Consider the following 14157-nt stretch of genomic DNA (forward strand, 5'->3'; position numbering starts at 1 on the left):
TCAACAATTGTTTATGCTAATACGTAGTTCTCTCGTCTCACAATCCCTACTGTACAAAATCTCGCTATAACTCAGTATAATGGCAGTTTATCAAGACCGCGAAGCGTTCATTCCCTATCATCGGCGCGATCTCATCGAAATTTGCATTGAAGACGGCAAGTTATCGGCCACAGATGAGCAAAAGTTCCGCGAATTCTGCGAAATATTATCGGCTTATTATCATTTTCATCTGCATCATACATTGGAAATATTAAAGGATTATTTCGATTCATTTAATCCAGATGCCGATAGCGAACCGAGGATTGCACTTACGAGCGAGCGAAAGGCAAAGATGGAAGCCGAACTGATTGCAGGCTTTGAAAATATTCTTTCAAGAGCTAATTATATAGCTTTAACAGAAGAAATGTTACAACGGGTTTTTCAGGAAAAGACATTGATAGAATTAAAAACAAAGGTTGATTTTGATGACTTTGAACGAGTGGTTTGCTATTACCGAGGCGACAGTAAAAAGATCACTACAGTTAAGAAGTGGTTTCAGCAGAAAAAACGTAAGTTAGCAGTTTTTGAACGGGTGGTATTGCTGCTAAAATTTAAAGATGAAGCTTATTTTGAATCAAAAAAAATCAAGTACGATCGCCTTAATTTCACGCCGGGTAAAATTTATATTTATTTTTATAAAAACATCCCCAAATTTGACTTGGAGTTACTATTTCCCAACGTTAAAATTAGCATGACCTGGAAAGACCGTATCCTCTTTGGTATTCCAGCTATTGGGGCTGCTATTCCAATTATACTTAAAGTTATACCTCAACTATTGCTGATTATCAGCACGATCTTATTTGTCGTCTTCGGACAAGTAAATGTCGGCAAAAATAATGCCAGCAAAAATGCGCTACGCGATGTTACACCAGTATTGGTGGCTACGCTGTCTCTGGCGATGACATTTGGCGGTTTTGCTTTCAAGCAATACAACAGTTACAAAAGCAAGAAAGTCAAATTTCAAAAAAAAGTTACCGACACTTTATTTTTTAGGAATTTAGCTAACAATGCGAGCGTATTTGGAGCTTTAATAGATGCCGCCGAAGAAGAAGAATGTAAAGAGATTATCTTAGTTTATTATCATCTGTTAACAAGCGAAACATCTCTTACCCCGGCACAATTGGACGATCGCATTGAGGAATGGATGGATGAAAAATTTGGCACGAAAATAGATTTTGATATCAATGGCCCTCTACACAATCTGGAAGCAATACGCGGCAAAATCGTTAAAGAAGGCTGGGATGAAGCCAGTACGCCAGAAATACCTTTGCTGAGTTACGATGAGCGAGGGTTTTGCAAAGTTACCTCCCTAGAGGATGCCAAACAGATCGTAGATTATGTTTGGGATAATGCCTTTATCTGTGAAAAATGAGGCTCGATCGCACGCTTCTTTCGGAATCTCTATGGAAAAGTTCATATACGAAGATTTTCTCCCCCGTTCCCCCGCTTCCCCACGACCCGATAGTTTCAGATGTGTAGTTTGAGACAGTGCGATCGCTATTTCCTTGGAGCCAAAAATAGTTTATGCTGATGCCTAGTTCATCCCTTTCAAATTCTTTACGATCTAAAACATCGGCATAACTCAGCATTATGGCAACTTATCAAGACCGCGAAGCATTTATTCCCTATCAGCGACGTGACCTGATCGAACTTTGCGTTCAAGACGGCCAATTGGCTGGCGCAGATGTGCAAAAGTTTCGCGATTTCTGCGAAATATTGTCTGCCTATTACCATTTTCAGCTACATCAAACATTAGAGGTTATCAAGGATAATTTTGCTCCTTTTGACCCGGATATCGATACCAAGTCGATCGCTGTCGCAACTCCAGACCAAAAGGCGAATATGGAAGCCAAATTGGTTGAAGCCTTTAAAACTCTCCTGGAACGAGCTAATTACATTCCTTTGTCTGAAGAAATGCTACAACGTGCTTTTCAGATCAGCTCATTGATAGAGTTAAAAACAGATGTCGATCTCAATGACTTCGATCGCATAGTTTGTTACTACCGTGGCGACAGTCAAAAAACAACTACTGTCAATAAAATTTTGCAAAAAATCGAAAAATCGGTAGATGTGCTCGAACGAGTAGTTTTATTACTGAAATTCAAAGATGAGAGTTATTTCGCATCAAAAAAAATTAAAGCAGACAAGCTCAATTTTAGCCCAGGTAAAATGTACGTTTACTATTACAAAAATATTCCCAAATTCGATTTAGAATTTTTATTTCCGAACATCAAAATTAGCATGACGTGGAAAGACCGTCTCCTGTTTGGCGTGCCAGCGATTGGGGCGGCTGTGCCGGTGGCGATCAAAGTCTTACCCCAACTTTTGCTGATTATAGCGATAATATCATTTGTTGTCTTTGGAAAGTCCAGCATCGCAAATTTTAGTATCAACCAAGAGCAATTGAGTAACCTTATGCCAGTACTGGTGGCGGCGTTATCGCTGGTGGTCGCGCTTGGTGGGTTTGCTGTCCGGCAATATAACAATTACAACAGCAAGAAAATCAAATTTCAAAAAAATATTACCGACACGCTTTTTTTCAGAGCCCTTGCTAATAATGGCAGTGTTTTTGGAGCTTTAATTGATGCTGCGGAAGAGGAAGAATGTAAAGAAATACTGCTGGTTTATTATCACTTATTGACGAGTAAGACACCTCTTACTCCCAAACAATTAGATGATAAAATTGAAAATTGGATGGAAAAAAGATTTGGCACAAAAATTGACTTCGATATCAATGGCCCTCTACGTAACCTGCAAGCAATACGCGGCAAAATTGTCAAGGATGGTGTGGAGACAGATAGTAGTTCGGAAATACCTTTGCTGACATATGATGAACAAGGTTTTTGCAAAATTCCATCTCTAGACGATGCTAAAACAGTCATAGACTACGTTTGGGACAATGCTTTTCTCTACGCTAAATGATGTGCGATCGCTCTAGATAAAAAAGCTTGAGTCAACGTTATCTTTCCTAAAAAACGATAGCTATTTTAGAGTTGAGAGTTGAGATTTACCCAAGCAGAAACCTCAACTCTCAACCCATAATTATTTAGATGTCGCCTCATTGTTTGTATTGCTTTGCAGGAACACGCAATAGGCAATTTATGTAGTTAGAATAAAAATATTTTACAAATTATAAAAATCTGTTTAAATTTGCAAATCTCTTGTTGAATCTGCGATAAAAATAATAGATAGATGTGCAATTGCAGCCAGGACGGTTTTAGGTAATGTCCGCTGAAACAAGTACTAAGTTTACTTCTGTTTACGGCCCAGTTAAATCTTGGCGATACGGTCGATCGCTCGGTATAGACCCCATTGGCCCAGTGTCTGTTTGTTCGTTCAACTGCGTGTATTGCCAATTGGGGGAAATTGAACGCAAAATATGCGATCGCGCTATTTTCATCCCCACGGCACAAATTCTGCAAGATTTGCAAGCTTTCGCGCCTTGGGATGTGGATGTCATCACCCTCAGCGGTAGCGGCGAACCCACTTTAGCACTTAATTTGGCAGAAATCCTCTCATCAATCAAACAACTCACTCATCGACCGACTTTAGTATTGACAAACGCCACATTATTATCAGACCCAGATGTGCGTGCGGCGTTGTCTTTAGCCGACAAAATTTCGGTCAAACTCGATGCCATTTCCGCCGAACAATTGCGGCGTGTCAATCGACCTGTGTCAGGGATAGAAATGTCAGATATTTGGACAAATATTAAAAATTTTCGTCAGGAATATCGCGGACATTTAGGCATTCAAACCATGATTTTAACGAAATGGGATGAAGCTACTAAAGCTGAATATCTGCAAATGATGCAATCTTTACTGCCGGATGAAATTCAACTCAATACCCCGACGCGCCCAAAACCGTTGAAACACGAAATAGACGGAAGAGAGAATCACAGCAGCGCCGATAATAGACCTTACGAAGTGCGATCGCTCAAATGTGTCAGTCTAGATGTTTTGCAGGAATTGGCCAGCGAAATTCATCGCGCTAGTGGTATTCCTGTACGTTATGCTCCTATTGGGTAAGTATCTGAATTTTAGAGTAGCTAAATTCAACCGATCTTCGTTAGAGCGCAATTGATATCTTTAAGTCCGCATAAACGACCTTACCACCGGCGAGGTCGAAGAGCCGAAAAGCTTATCCAGTCAACTTTCAGGTATAATTGTCGCCCGATCCGAATAGAGATCGAAGTTTCTCTTCCCTTAATAAACATCTCCAACATATAGTTCTTTCCTACTTAGCGTGCTAAACTTGCAGGAAAATCCCTTCTGCCCTGTGATTCGATAATTTGTAGGCTGGACATCACCGACCATCTAAATATAATTGGTAATTGCCCACTATTGCCTCTCTTGAAAGGGTTACAGGCGTTTTGGCAGGCAATAGTTAATCCAGCCAATAATATCAAGGTGTTTATGACAAAAGAAACATTTAAAGCTTTTCTCGTTACCCAAACAGATAACAAAAATTACCAGACTAATATTGTCGAAAAATTAGTGGATGACCTGCCACAAGGTGACGTTCTAATTCGCGTGGAATACTCTTCTCTAAACTACAAAGACGCGCTATCAGCCAAGGGAAATCCTGGTGTTACCAAAAAGTTTCCTCACGTACCGGGAATTGATGCTGCGGGAAGAGTGGTTATCAGTAAATCTGCCCAGTTTCAAGCAAACGATTCTGTGATTGTGACTGGTTTCGATTTAGGAATGAATACTTGGGGAGGATTTGCCGAATATATTCGCGTTCCTGCTGAATGGGTAGTTAGTCTTCCCGATGGAATGAGTCTGAGGGAAAGCATGATATTTGGAACGGCTGGTTTTACGGCAGCACTTTGCATAGACGCGCTACAACAAAATAACATTACTCCGGATAGAGGCGAAGTTTTAGTAACTGGTGCTACTGGTGGAGTTGGCAGTATTGCTATTTCTATTTTAGCAAAATTAGGTTACGCTGTTGTAGCGGTTACAGGCAAAGCATCGCAATATGACTACCTCAAGTTCCTGGGTGCATCATCAATAATCTCAAGAGAGGAAGTCAACGATAACAGCGATAAGCCCCTGTTGAAAGAACGTTGGGCTGGAGTAGTAGATACGGTGGGAGGAAATACTTTAGCAACGCTGATCGAAACTACCAAACATAGCGGCTGCGTTACCGCTTGCGGTTTGGTAGGTGGTGCGGAGTTAATAACGACTGTTTACCCTTTCATTTTGCGGGGAGTGCGGCTGATTGGAATTGATTCGGTTCAATGTCCGATCGCAACCAGATCGACCCTTTGGAAAAAGTTAGCATCTGATTGGAAACCCTCGCATTTAGAGCGAGTGGTAACAACTGTAAATTTAGAGGAATTGAGAGAGAAAGTTAATGCAATTCTGCAAGGAAAAATTGTAGGGCGTGTGCTAGTTGACCTATCCAGACAAGATCGGCTAGCCAAATTATAGTTAAATTATAGTAATGGCCAACGGCCATGCAGTGACAAACCAAACTAGCAGCAAAATTAAGGAAGAGGTAAATAGTAATTTATTTTAGTCTTATGTCAAATAACTCGAAGATAAAAATTTTGGTAATTGAAGACGAAGAAATCGTCCGCATAACCATTTTAGAAATTCTAGCCAGACAAAATTTTGAGACATTTGACGCCGAAAATGGCATCAAAGGCATCGAAATTGCTAGAGAAAAAAAGCCAGATCTAATTATTTGCGACGTGCGGATGCGCGAACTAGATGGCTACGGTGTCCTCAAAGCGCTCAGAAGCGAACCTGCGACGGCAGCTATCCCCTTCATTTTTATCACTGGCTTATCTAACAAAGCGGATACCAGGAAGGGTATGGAAGAGGGAGCGGACGATTATATAATCAAACCGTTTACACCAGACCAATTGCTGAAAGCGATCGCAGCTAGACTCGAAAAACAAGCCGCTATTAAGCAGCAACAAGCACAAAAACTAGATGAATTGCGTAGGAATATTACTTTATCCCTTCCCCATGAATTGCGAACTCCTTTAAATGGCATTATGGGGTTTTCACAACTGCTACTTGCCGAGTTAGATTCGCTAGATAAATCTGAGATTCGGGAAATGCTCGAGCAAATCCAAGCTGCTAGCAAACGTTTGTATCGTCTGATTCAGAACTTTTTGCTGTATGCAGATCTAGAAGTTATTGCTTCCCATCCAGAGCGAATCAAAGCGCTACGGAGTCATCGCATAGAGTATGCCAAAACAATGATTGCTGATATAGCCATTCACCAAGCAAAAAAAGTGCAACGAGAAAACGATCTGCATTTACATTTAGCAGATGGAGAAATTCAAATTTCCGCACAGCATCTGAATAAGCTGCTAGAAGAACTGATAGATAACGCTTTTAAATTTTCTGAAACGGCAACGCCAATTTATATCATCAGCATAGTAAAAAATAATTTTTTTATTCTATCTGTGAGCGATAAAGGACGGGGTATGAACGCCGAACAAATTGCTAATTTAGGAGCTTATATGCAGTTCGATCGCAAACTATACGAACAACAAGGCTCTGGTTTGGGATTGGCGATCGCTAAACGGCTGGCAGAATTGTACGGTGGAGAATTGTTTGTAGAAAGCATCCCCGGACAGCAAACAACTGTGCGGGTTGTTCTTCCCACTCCCAGCCTATTTTAGATTTTAGATTTTAGATTTTGGATTTTGGCTAGGGGCTAGGGGCTAGGGGCTAGGGAAGAGGGAAAAAGGAAGAGGAAGAGAGAGAAGGGAAAAGCGAAAATATTAATTCTTCTACTCCCCCACTCCCCCACTCTCCCGCTCTCCCACACCCCCACACTCCCCTAGCTCCTAGCTACAAATAGGAATCTCAATTACGAACTCTGCGCCTTTTCCTGGCTCTGATATACAATGCAATTTTCCACCATGTTTTCTGACCACAATTTGGTAGCTAATTGCCAATCCCATTCCAGTTCCTTGACCGATAGGTTTGGTTGTAAAAAATGGGTCAAATAGCTTTCTTTGGACATCATCAGCAATGCCTAAACCATTATCTGCGATGCGGATAAATAAACGGTTGTTTTCTTTTACAAATGTGCGAATTGCGATCGTACCCTGGCAAGCCTTAATTTCTGCCAGCGATCGCTGTTTGTTGTATTCGTTTATGGAATCAATAGCATTACACAGCAGATTCATAAATACTTGGTTTATTTGTCCGGCGTAGCACTCGATTTTGGGTACATCACCGTACTCTTTAATCACCTGAATACCCGGATAATCACCTTTAGCTTTCAGACGATTATGCAAAAACATCAACGCTGACTCAATCCCCTCGTGAATATCCACCCTCTTCTTTTCTGCTTCATCCAAACGGGAGAAATTTCGCAAAGACAGAACTATATCCCGAATGCGATCGGCCCCTACTTTCATCGAATCCAACAGTTTGGGAAAATCTTCTACTAAAAAATCGACTTCCTTGTCTTCAATTTCTACTTGCAGTTCCGGAACTGGATTGGGATAATAATATTTGTAGAGATTAAGCAAATACAGCAAATCTTGAGCGTACTGTTTCGCGTATTGAATGTTGCCGTAAATAAAATTAATCGGGTTATTAATTTCGTGTGCAATCCCACCAACCAATTGACTGAGGCTAGACATTTTTTCGGATTGAATTAGTTGCGCTTGAGTTTGCTGCAATTGGCGCAAAGTTCTTTCTAATTGTTGAGCTTGTGCCGTAGCAGTAGCTGCCAATTCTTCCTTAATTTGTAATGCTTGCCGCAGTTCTGCTTCAGTCTGTTTGCGCTTTGTAATGTCGCGTAGCAGCACAACATATTCTTGTCGTTCTTGATTATTTCGGCCTGAAATTGCCACTTCCAGAAATCGCGATTTTCCATCTCCACGAGTTACGATCTGTTCGCTACGGGATGGCCAACGCTCCGGCACATCCGGTAAATCCAAAAGTATTTGGTTTAAACGATTTCCGAGTAAATATTCATTTTTTACCCCAAACAATAGTTCTGTTGCGGGATTTGCTTGCAAAATTACACAATTTTCATCTAACACTATAATTGCATCCAGAGCTATTTTAAAAAGGTATTCGGCTTGTTCTCGCGCTTCGATAATACTGGTGACTTGCGGTAAGCTAGTCCAACAAGCGATCGCTACTCCTACAAATGCACTTATCAGCAGCAAAAGGACAAAAACATTCGTATAGTTTTCGACAGATGCGGTATCTAATTTAGCTCTAGCCGTCCATCCTATCGCTGTGGCGCTGCAAATTAAGAAAATTAAAACTCCCACCTGTACCAGCACAAAATCTGTCTTCCTTTCCTGAGAAGCAGCACGATGGCGTTCTTTCCACCAAGATGGATGGAAAGGTGCAAATTTGAGGCGAAGTACAGCTGCATCTGCTGCCAAAATAGCGATCGGCAACAGCAATCCGATCGCCAAATATTTCCAGTTCCAAGCTAAACCTCCCACCACCAGGACGATCGCTTCGACTACAAAAAAGCCTCCCGACCACCACGGCCACAATACAGCCGATCTACCTCGCCCCAGCCACAATCCCAGATGGATCGCCAGCATCGAAAAAAGATATCCCGTTCCAGCAATCATCACCACTCGATCGACATCTCCCCACATCAGACAAACCAGATTCAGTAAAAGGGTAAATGTCAGACCCGGGCCGAAAACACCCCGCCGCGAAACGACTGCAAATACAGGTGAAATATATCCGTCTATTGCCAGTTGATATAAAATTCGGGGCGAGTTGGAAACGGCTGTAGCCGAACTCAAAAGACAGCCGCAAGCAATCAGAAATGTCACCAAAAATGAAGCTGATTCACCCCAAAATGGTTTAGCTGCACCCACCAGATTTAAAAAAGCATTGTTGCCTATTTCGTCAGCATTTGCCAACCGCATCAGTACCCAAGAACCACCCAGATAAACTGGCACAATCAACCAGGCAGCAAAATCTAAACAACGCAAGGTGACTCTGGAATTTTTGCTATCTGCCACAAAAGAAGAAGCTGTTTCGCAACCGTAAACGGCATATACGGCAATAAAAAACCACTTCGCCCATTCCACAAAATTGAGCGGCGGCAGATTTTGTATTTCTAACCCAATGCTGGGAAAAAAACCGGGACTGGAGCTTGCTAAACTTAACCATCCAATTCCTTGAATGGAAAAAGCAAGTAACAATCCTATCGCTGGAAAGACAAAACATGAATGCAAAATTCCCAACGCTCTCGTGCCGCTAAAAGCTACTAGAAAAGGAAGTAAAGTAAATCCAATTCTCAACAACGTTACCGGACACGAAATGCCAAGCGGAGAAAGAGTCGCCTCGATTAAATCAGTGAGTATAATCGCATTCATCGGCGGTACGGATACCCATCCCAAAAGATAGCCGATCGCTGCATAGCGAGCCAGTCCGGGATAGCTTTTCAGCAGTCTGGTTGTGTAATTGGGCGTTCCTCCCGATACTTTCGGCCACTGAATACCCAGGCGCTTGATTTGCAGGTTCAGCATAATACCGACGATCGCTCCCGGCAACCATACAAAAATTGCTTTCGGCCCTAACTCTGCGTGCATACTCGGTGCGGTACCAAGCCATAGCAACAAACCGGAAAGCCCGAATCCCCAGCTTTCCATCGGACTTAGGCTCGGTTCGAGACGTTGGGAGAAACGATGATTCAGTTTTCCTTTATCCACGTCGGCACAACTATTAGACTTTCGCGAGTAAGTAGTGTTTATGTTAAGTTCAACCATAAATTAGGGACTCGAAGGCGACCAGCCCGATTTATTTTTATGAAAATACATTTGTTCTGATTAAGTTTCTTGGAGTTAGCCTAAGAGTTGATGCTTTGAAAAGATACACCCAAAATCGAGCTCTAGCTTTTGCTTTATCACTTTAAAGCCTATACTATCTTTATTTTTACTATCAATCTCTGCTAAACCTTACTTAGGATAGAACAATTTACATAATTTATGGTGTATATGTTTTAGCTTTATAGGCAAGAACCAGTGTAAAAATGCTGGAATTGTCTCTGGGCAAGAGTTTCATCAAGCCCTAGCTAGGGGCTGGGGGCGTCGCGGTTAGGGCGTCGCGGTTAGGGCGTTGGGAAAGAGGGAAAAGGGGAAATATTAATTCTTCCGCTCCCCCGCTCCCCCACTCCCCCACTCCCCCACTCCCCCCTTCCCCGCCAAAAAAAAACCCCAGCGGGGTGCTGGGGTTCGATCGTCCAGAGGATGTCGTCGCTATTAGTTGGGCAAGTTGTTGCTGCCATAAGCATCCACGCTGAAGGCAGGAACGCGATCGCTATAGTCTATCTTGCTGCCGGTAATACTTTCAGATAGCTTCTCAAAAGACTCAGAGCGCCAGTTACGTTCGTGAATTGGCTTCGACTGCTCGCCTCGGAAGTAAGCTTGAGTACCGATCGCAGCAGCAGCAACCCAACCGACGATGAATAGCGCAATCAGGATAGTCATCACTCGTTTTCTCCCGTTTGTATCTTTATGTAAATAAATGTAACGAAGTTTAACAATATCTGTTTGTGACTTGACTCAATTACCTAAGTGATGTTTATCACAAATGCCACTAGAGCGTCACCCGATGCCAGGATTTTGGATTTTAGATTTTGGATTAGATAATAAAATCCCAGTTTAGCTATTTGCAAGAAACCCAGTTTCTATAACAGCTGCAAGATCTGAGTCAACCGGAAACAACCGAGTAGCTGGAAAGAGTGTGTTTCCATCGTTCGGGAAACCGTACTACATAATCAATTGCCAAAAACCGACGATCGCGGTAAATTATCATTGATTTCAATTTAGGGCTGGAGAAGAATTGTTATGCCCACCTACGATTACTTTTGTGCCAGCAACAATCAAAAAGTTGAAGTTCGCCACAGTATTCACGAAAAACTTACCAATTGGGGCGAGTTGTGTAAGCTAGCTCAATGCGACCCAGGCGAAACGCCACTCGATGCACCTGTCCAGCGCTTGATTAGCGTACCAAGCTTGCTCGTTCCAACATCGAATAGCGACTACAAGAATGCGGGATTAACCAAGCTGGTGAAACGAGACTCTGGAGTCTATGAAAACGTCACCACCTAGCATTGAAAAAGTCAGATTCTAAATAGCCACTCCAGCTAGTTATTCTGAGGTGGGGGCATTCCTATAAATGATAGATGTAATTTGGGATATGGAAACCGGCGACCCCGATGACTTCCTTACCTTATTGTTGTTGATGGGACACCCGGAAGTTAACCTCAAAGCTGTTACCATCACCCCAGGTTCTCCCCAACAGATCGGACTGGTAAGGAAAGCATTGGCTCTATTTAATATAGATATTCCAGTCGGAGCCCATCACAAAGAACACCCTAAACCCTGTGTTTCCAAATGGCACACAGATGTTTATGGAGATATTCCAACTTCCCAAGATGCAGAAAATGGCGGCGAAGTTTTGCGGCGATATTGTGACTCGAACACTACCTTAATTACAGGTGGCCCGCTAAAAAATTTGGGAGCTGCCATTAAATTAAATTTTCAAGTCGATCGCTGGATTGCCCAAGGTGGATTTGCCGGTGAAGGTGTAGTACCATCAGAACTTCAACTAGACAAATTCAAAGGAATGACGACTTGTCCCACTTACAACCTCAACGGCGATTCAAAATCTGCTTTAGCAGCACTTTCTTATGAAGCTATTAGGGTGAAAAGATTTGTGTCTAAAAACGTTTGCCATCGCGTTTACTATGACCGAAAAATGCACGATATTTTCCAATCATTCAAACATAAAAGTTTGTCTCTCGCTTTGATATGGAAAGGTATGGATGCCTATCTGCGTCATCACCCCGATGGTAAAAAATTACACGATCCTTTAGCTGCTTGTTGTGCTATTGACGAGTCGATCGCGACTTGGGCAGAAGTGGAAATATACCGAGAAAAAGGCCAGTGGGGAGCCAGATTATCTCCCGGTTCCGGAACTTGGATTATTATAGACTACAACCCAGAAAAATTTATCTCTACTTTGACGGCATATTAAAAATGCACTCGTCTCAAGACCACTTTATCGGCTATGAAAAAATCTTTGAAAGTCAGACAAAATGGAACCTCACCCCAGCCGATCTTCGCGCTTTCAAGAAAACCGATTGGGTGGTAACAGAAAAGATTCACGGTGCCAACTTTTGCATAACAACAGATGGCTCGAATGTTCGCTTTGCCAAAAGGAAAGAGTTCTTGCAGCCAGGAGAAGACTTTTTTGGGTTTAAGTCGAAAGAAAGCCGATTAATTAACCAAGTCAACGAAATATTTAAAATTTTGCAAGCTGAAGCAAAGGTTCCCCTTAAAGTTTTTGTTTATGGCGAATTATTTGGCGGAGAATATCCCCATCCAGATGTTCCTTCTGTGACCAACGTACAAGCTGTGCAAACTGGCGTTTACTATTCACCGGACATCGAATTCTGCGCTTTTGATATTGCAATTGTCGAAAATAATAACTTAGCTTCGCGAAATTACAAGGATTACCACAAAGCGCTGACAATATTTCAGCAAGTAGGTATGATGAATGCCTTACCGTTGTTTGTCGGCAAATACGAGACAGCTCTTGCTTATCACCCAGAGTTTGATTCTACCATACCCGGTTTGTTAGGGTTACCGAAATTACCTTTTGCGAATAAGGCAGAAGGCATCGTTATTAAACCTGTAAAATCATTTTGGTTGGAGAGTGCGAAGGGTAGAATCAGACCGATTCTGAAAATCAAGATTCCTGAATTTGCCGAAGATAGTCGATTTCATCAGGCAACTAAATGGCATCAGCAACAATCTTCTAACTATTCTCAGATTGTTAGTACAGAAGAATGCACTTTGCCGAGTCCGAGTCAAGCAAATTTAATCGCGAAATTGCAGCGAGAATCAGAAAATTTAGTCGAGCGGTATTTCACAAATAAAATTTAAGATATTTCTATTTTTCATAGTTCACAATTTCTGTTTCTAGAAACTATGAACTATGAACCGCCAAACTATGTGTAAGTCAGCTGTACGCCGACGGGGAAAGTCTTGGCGCTTTTGGGTTTCACATAAACAGACTGTTCTTGTAGCAGTTGTAATTGCGTGAAGCGATCGCGTGTCAGTTGCGCTGTCACCAGTTGACCGTCCCTGAGACTCAACTCCACTACAACTTCCCAACCCAAATGCACAATCCGCTTTACCTTCGCGGGTACGGCGGTTTCTTCCGCCTTTGTTTGAATTAAAACATCGTGAGGACGCAAAAACACATGAGAATTGTGAGATTGCGAATGGTTAAGATCGAAAATTCCCGCAGCGCTCGATAGAACGTTGACAGGGCCAAAGAAACTCATCACAAAGGGGGTAGCTGGATGGTCGTAAATATCCTCTGGAGTGCCTACCTGTTCCACCTGACCTTTATTAAAAACAGCAATTTCATCGGCAAGTTCCATCGCCTCTTCTTGATCGTGGGTAACAAAGACAGTGGTAACGTTAACTTGTTCGTGCAGGTGTCGCAGGGAAGCTCGCAGTTCTTTACGAACTTTAGCATCCAAAGCTCCAAACGGTTCATCTAATAAAAGTACTTGCGGATTTACAGCTAAAGTTCTCGCCAAAGCTACCCGTTGTCGCTGTCCGCCAGAAAGTTGAGACGGATAGCGATCGCCTAACCCCCGCAGTTGCACCAAGTCTAACAATTCTTCCACTCGTTCCCGGACATAAAATTTGGACGCTTTGCGTATTTGTAGACCAAAAGCGACATTCTCGCGGACGGTCATGTGCTTAAACAAAGCATAGTGCTGAAACACGAAGCCAATGCCCCGCGATTGCACGTTTTCGGAGGTCATGTCCTTACCGCTGATTCTAATTCTGCCCGTATCTGGAGTTTCCAGTCCCGCAATTAGCCGCAGTAAGGTGGATTTCCCTGACCCCGAAGGCCCCAAAAGTGCCACCAGCTTGCCACTGTGAATGTCCAAATTTACCGAATCCACTGCCTGAAACGAACCAAATCGCTTTGATACGCCCTCAATCAAAATGCTCATCGCTACTCTTTCCCTGAACTTTTGGTAATTGACCTTTGACTCGATCGAAAACCGGATTTTGTTGGCAGACCTTTTTCTTACACCGATTTATCGCCCAATTTACTGTACTTACAT

Annotated in this window: 11 protein-coding genes; 8 read left to right on the plus strand and 3 right to left on the minus strand. The window is 42.5% G+C overall.

Annotated elements, in window-relative coordinates:
* The first annotated feature begins 79 nt into the window (after nt 1–79).
* The 5 genes from ACE1CD_RS37270 to ACE1CD_RS37290 all read left to right on the plus strand — a co-directional run bounded on the left by ACE1CD_RS37270 (nt 80) and on the right by ACE1CD_RS37290 (nt 6685).
* Complete coding sequence (locus ACE1CD_RS37270; protein ID WP_374793625.1) at nt 80–1411, plus strand: TMEM143 family protein; 1332 nt, start codon at nt 80–82, stop codon at nt 1409–1411.
* Between the two features lie 218 nt (nt 1412–1629).
* Nucleotides 1630–2961 carry a TMEM143 family protein gene (locus ACE1CD_RS37275; protein WP_374827962.1) on the plus strand — a complete coding sequence of 444 codons (1332 nt, stop codon included), beginning with the start codon at nt 1630–1632 and terminating at the stop codon, nt 2959–2961.
* A gap of 302 nt (nt 2962–3263) precedes the next feature.
* Nucleotides 3264–4067, plus strand: a complete 804-nt coding sequence (locus ACE1CD_RS37280) for a radical SAM protein (protein ID WP_374827963.1) — start codon at nt 3264–3266, stop codon at nt 4065–4067.
* A gap of 387 nt (nt 4068–4454) precedes the next feature.
* On the plus strand, nt 4455–5477 hold the full coding sequence (locus ACE1CD_RS37285) for a YhdH/YhfP family quinone oxidoreductase (protein ID WP_374827964.1): 1023 nt from the start codon (nt 4455–4457) through the stop codon (nt 5475–5477).
* A 92-nt stretch (nt 5478–5569) separates the two neighbouring features.
* Entirely contained in the window at nt 5570–6685 is a 1116-nt protein-coding gene (locus ACE1CD_RS37290; RefSeq protein WP_374793633.1) for a response regulator, read from the plus strand.
* A gap of 168 nt (nt 6686–6853) precedes the next feature.
* Here ACE1CD_RS37290 and ACE1CD_RS37295 read toward each other — a convergent pair whose 3' ends face one another.
* A complete protein-coding gene (locus ACE1CD_RS37295) occupies nt 6854–9769 on the minus strand; it encodes an ATP-binding protein (RefSeq protein WP_374827965.1) in 2916 nt (971 codons plus the stop codon).
* Nucleotides 9770–10261: 492 nt separating this feature from the next.
* On the minus strand, nt 10262–10489 hold the full coding sequence (locus tag ACE1CD_RS37300) for a photosystem II protein, Psb35-related (protein WP_374797080.1): 228 nt from the start codon (nt 10487–10489) through the stop codon (nt 10262–10264).
* Nucleotides 10490–10849: 360 nt separating this feature from the next.
* Here ACE1CD_RS37300 and ACE1CD_RS37305 point away from each other — a divergent pair, with 360 nt between their 5' ends.
* The 3 genes from ACE1CD_RS37305 to ACE1CD_RS37315 all read left to right on the plus strand — a co-directional run bounded on the left by ACE1CD_RS37305 (nt 10850) and on the right by ACE1CD_RS37315 (nt 12952).
* Complete coding sequence (locus ACE1CD_RS37305) at nt 10850–11113, plus strand: zinc ribbon domain-containing protein (RefSeq protein WP_374797082.1); 264 nt, start codon at nt 10850–10852, stop codon at nt 11111–11113.
* 67 nt (nt 11114–11180) lie between these two features.
* Nucleotides 11181–12041: a nucleoside hydrolase gene (locus tag ACE1CD_RS37310; RefSeq protein ID WP_374827966.1), complete on the plus strand. Its 861-nt coding sequence runs from the start codon at nt 11181–11183 to the stop codon at nt 12039–12041.
* Nucleotides 12042–12043: 2 nt separating this feature from the next.
* Nucleotides 12044–12952 (plus strand): RNA ligase family protein, encoded by a 909-nt coding sequence (locus ACE1CD_RS37315; protein WP_374827967.1) that lies wholly within the window; start codon nt 12044–12046, stop codon nt 12950–12952.
* Nucleotides 12953–13017: 65 nt separating this feature from the next.
* On the opposite strand, the gene ACE1CD_RS37320 is transcribed toward ACE1CD_RS37315, so the two are convergent.
* On the minus strand, nt 13018–14043 hold the full coding sequence (locus ACE1CD_RS37320) for a sulfate/molybdate ABC transporter ATP-binding protein (RefSeq protein ID WP_374827968.1): 1026 nt from the start codon (nt 14041–14043) through the stop codon (nt 13018–13020).
* Nucleotides 14044–14157: the final 114 nt, after the last annotated feature.

Origin of the sequence: Aerosakkonema sp. BLCC-F183, from assembly GCF_041929145.1 — a bacterium.
Lineage (GTDB): Bacteria > Cyanobacteriota > Cyanobacteriia > Cyanobacteriales > Aerosakkonemataceae > Aerosakkonema.

Coding starts and splice junctions, on each gene's coding strand:
- ACE1CD_RS37310 (WP_374827966.1), top strand. CDS start 11,181: ATGATAGATGTAATTTGGGATATGGAAACCGGCGACCCCGATGACTTC.
- ACE1CD_RS37295 (WP_374827965.1), bottom strand. CDS start 9,769: ATGGTTGAACTTAACATAAACACTACTTACTCGCGAAAGTCTAATAGT.
- ACE1CD_RS37285 (WP_374827964.1), top strand. CDS start 4,455: ATGACAAAAGAAACATTTAAAGCTTTTCTCGTTACCCAAACAGATAAC.
- ACE1CD_RS37290 (WP_374793633.1), top strand. CDS start 5,570: ATGTCAAATAACTCGAAGATAAAAATTTTGGTAATTGAAGACGAAGAA.
- ACE1CD_RS37315 (WP_374827967.1), top strand. CDS start 12,044: ATGCACTCGTCTCAAGACCACTTTATCGGCTATGAAAAAATCTTTGAA.
- ACE1CD_RS37300 (WP_374797080.1), bottom strand. CDS start 10,489: ATGACTATCCTGATTGCGCTATTCATCGTCGGTTGGGTTGCTGCTGCT.
- ACE1CD_RS37320 (WP_374827968.1), bottom strand. CDS start 14,043: ATGAGCATTTTGATTGAGGGCGTATCAAAGCGATTTGGTTCGTTTCAG.
- ACE1CD_RS37275 (WP_374827962.1), top strand. CDS start 1,630: ATGGCAACTTATCAAGACCGCGAAGCATTTATTCCCTATCAGCGACGT.
- ACE1CD_RS37280 (WP_374827963.1), top strand. CDS start 3,264: ATGTCCGCTGAAACAAGTACTAAGTTTACTTCTGTTTACGGCCCAGTT.
- ACE1CD_RS37305 (WP_374797082.1), top strand. CDS start 10,850: ATGCCCACCTACGATTACTTTTGTGCCAGCAACAATCAAAAAGTTGAA.
- ACE1CD_RS37270 (WP_374793625.1), top strand. CDS start 80: ATGGCAGTTTATCAAGACCGCGAAGCGTTCATTCCCTATCATCGGCGC.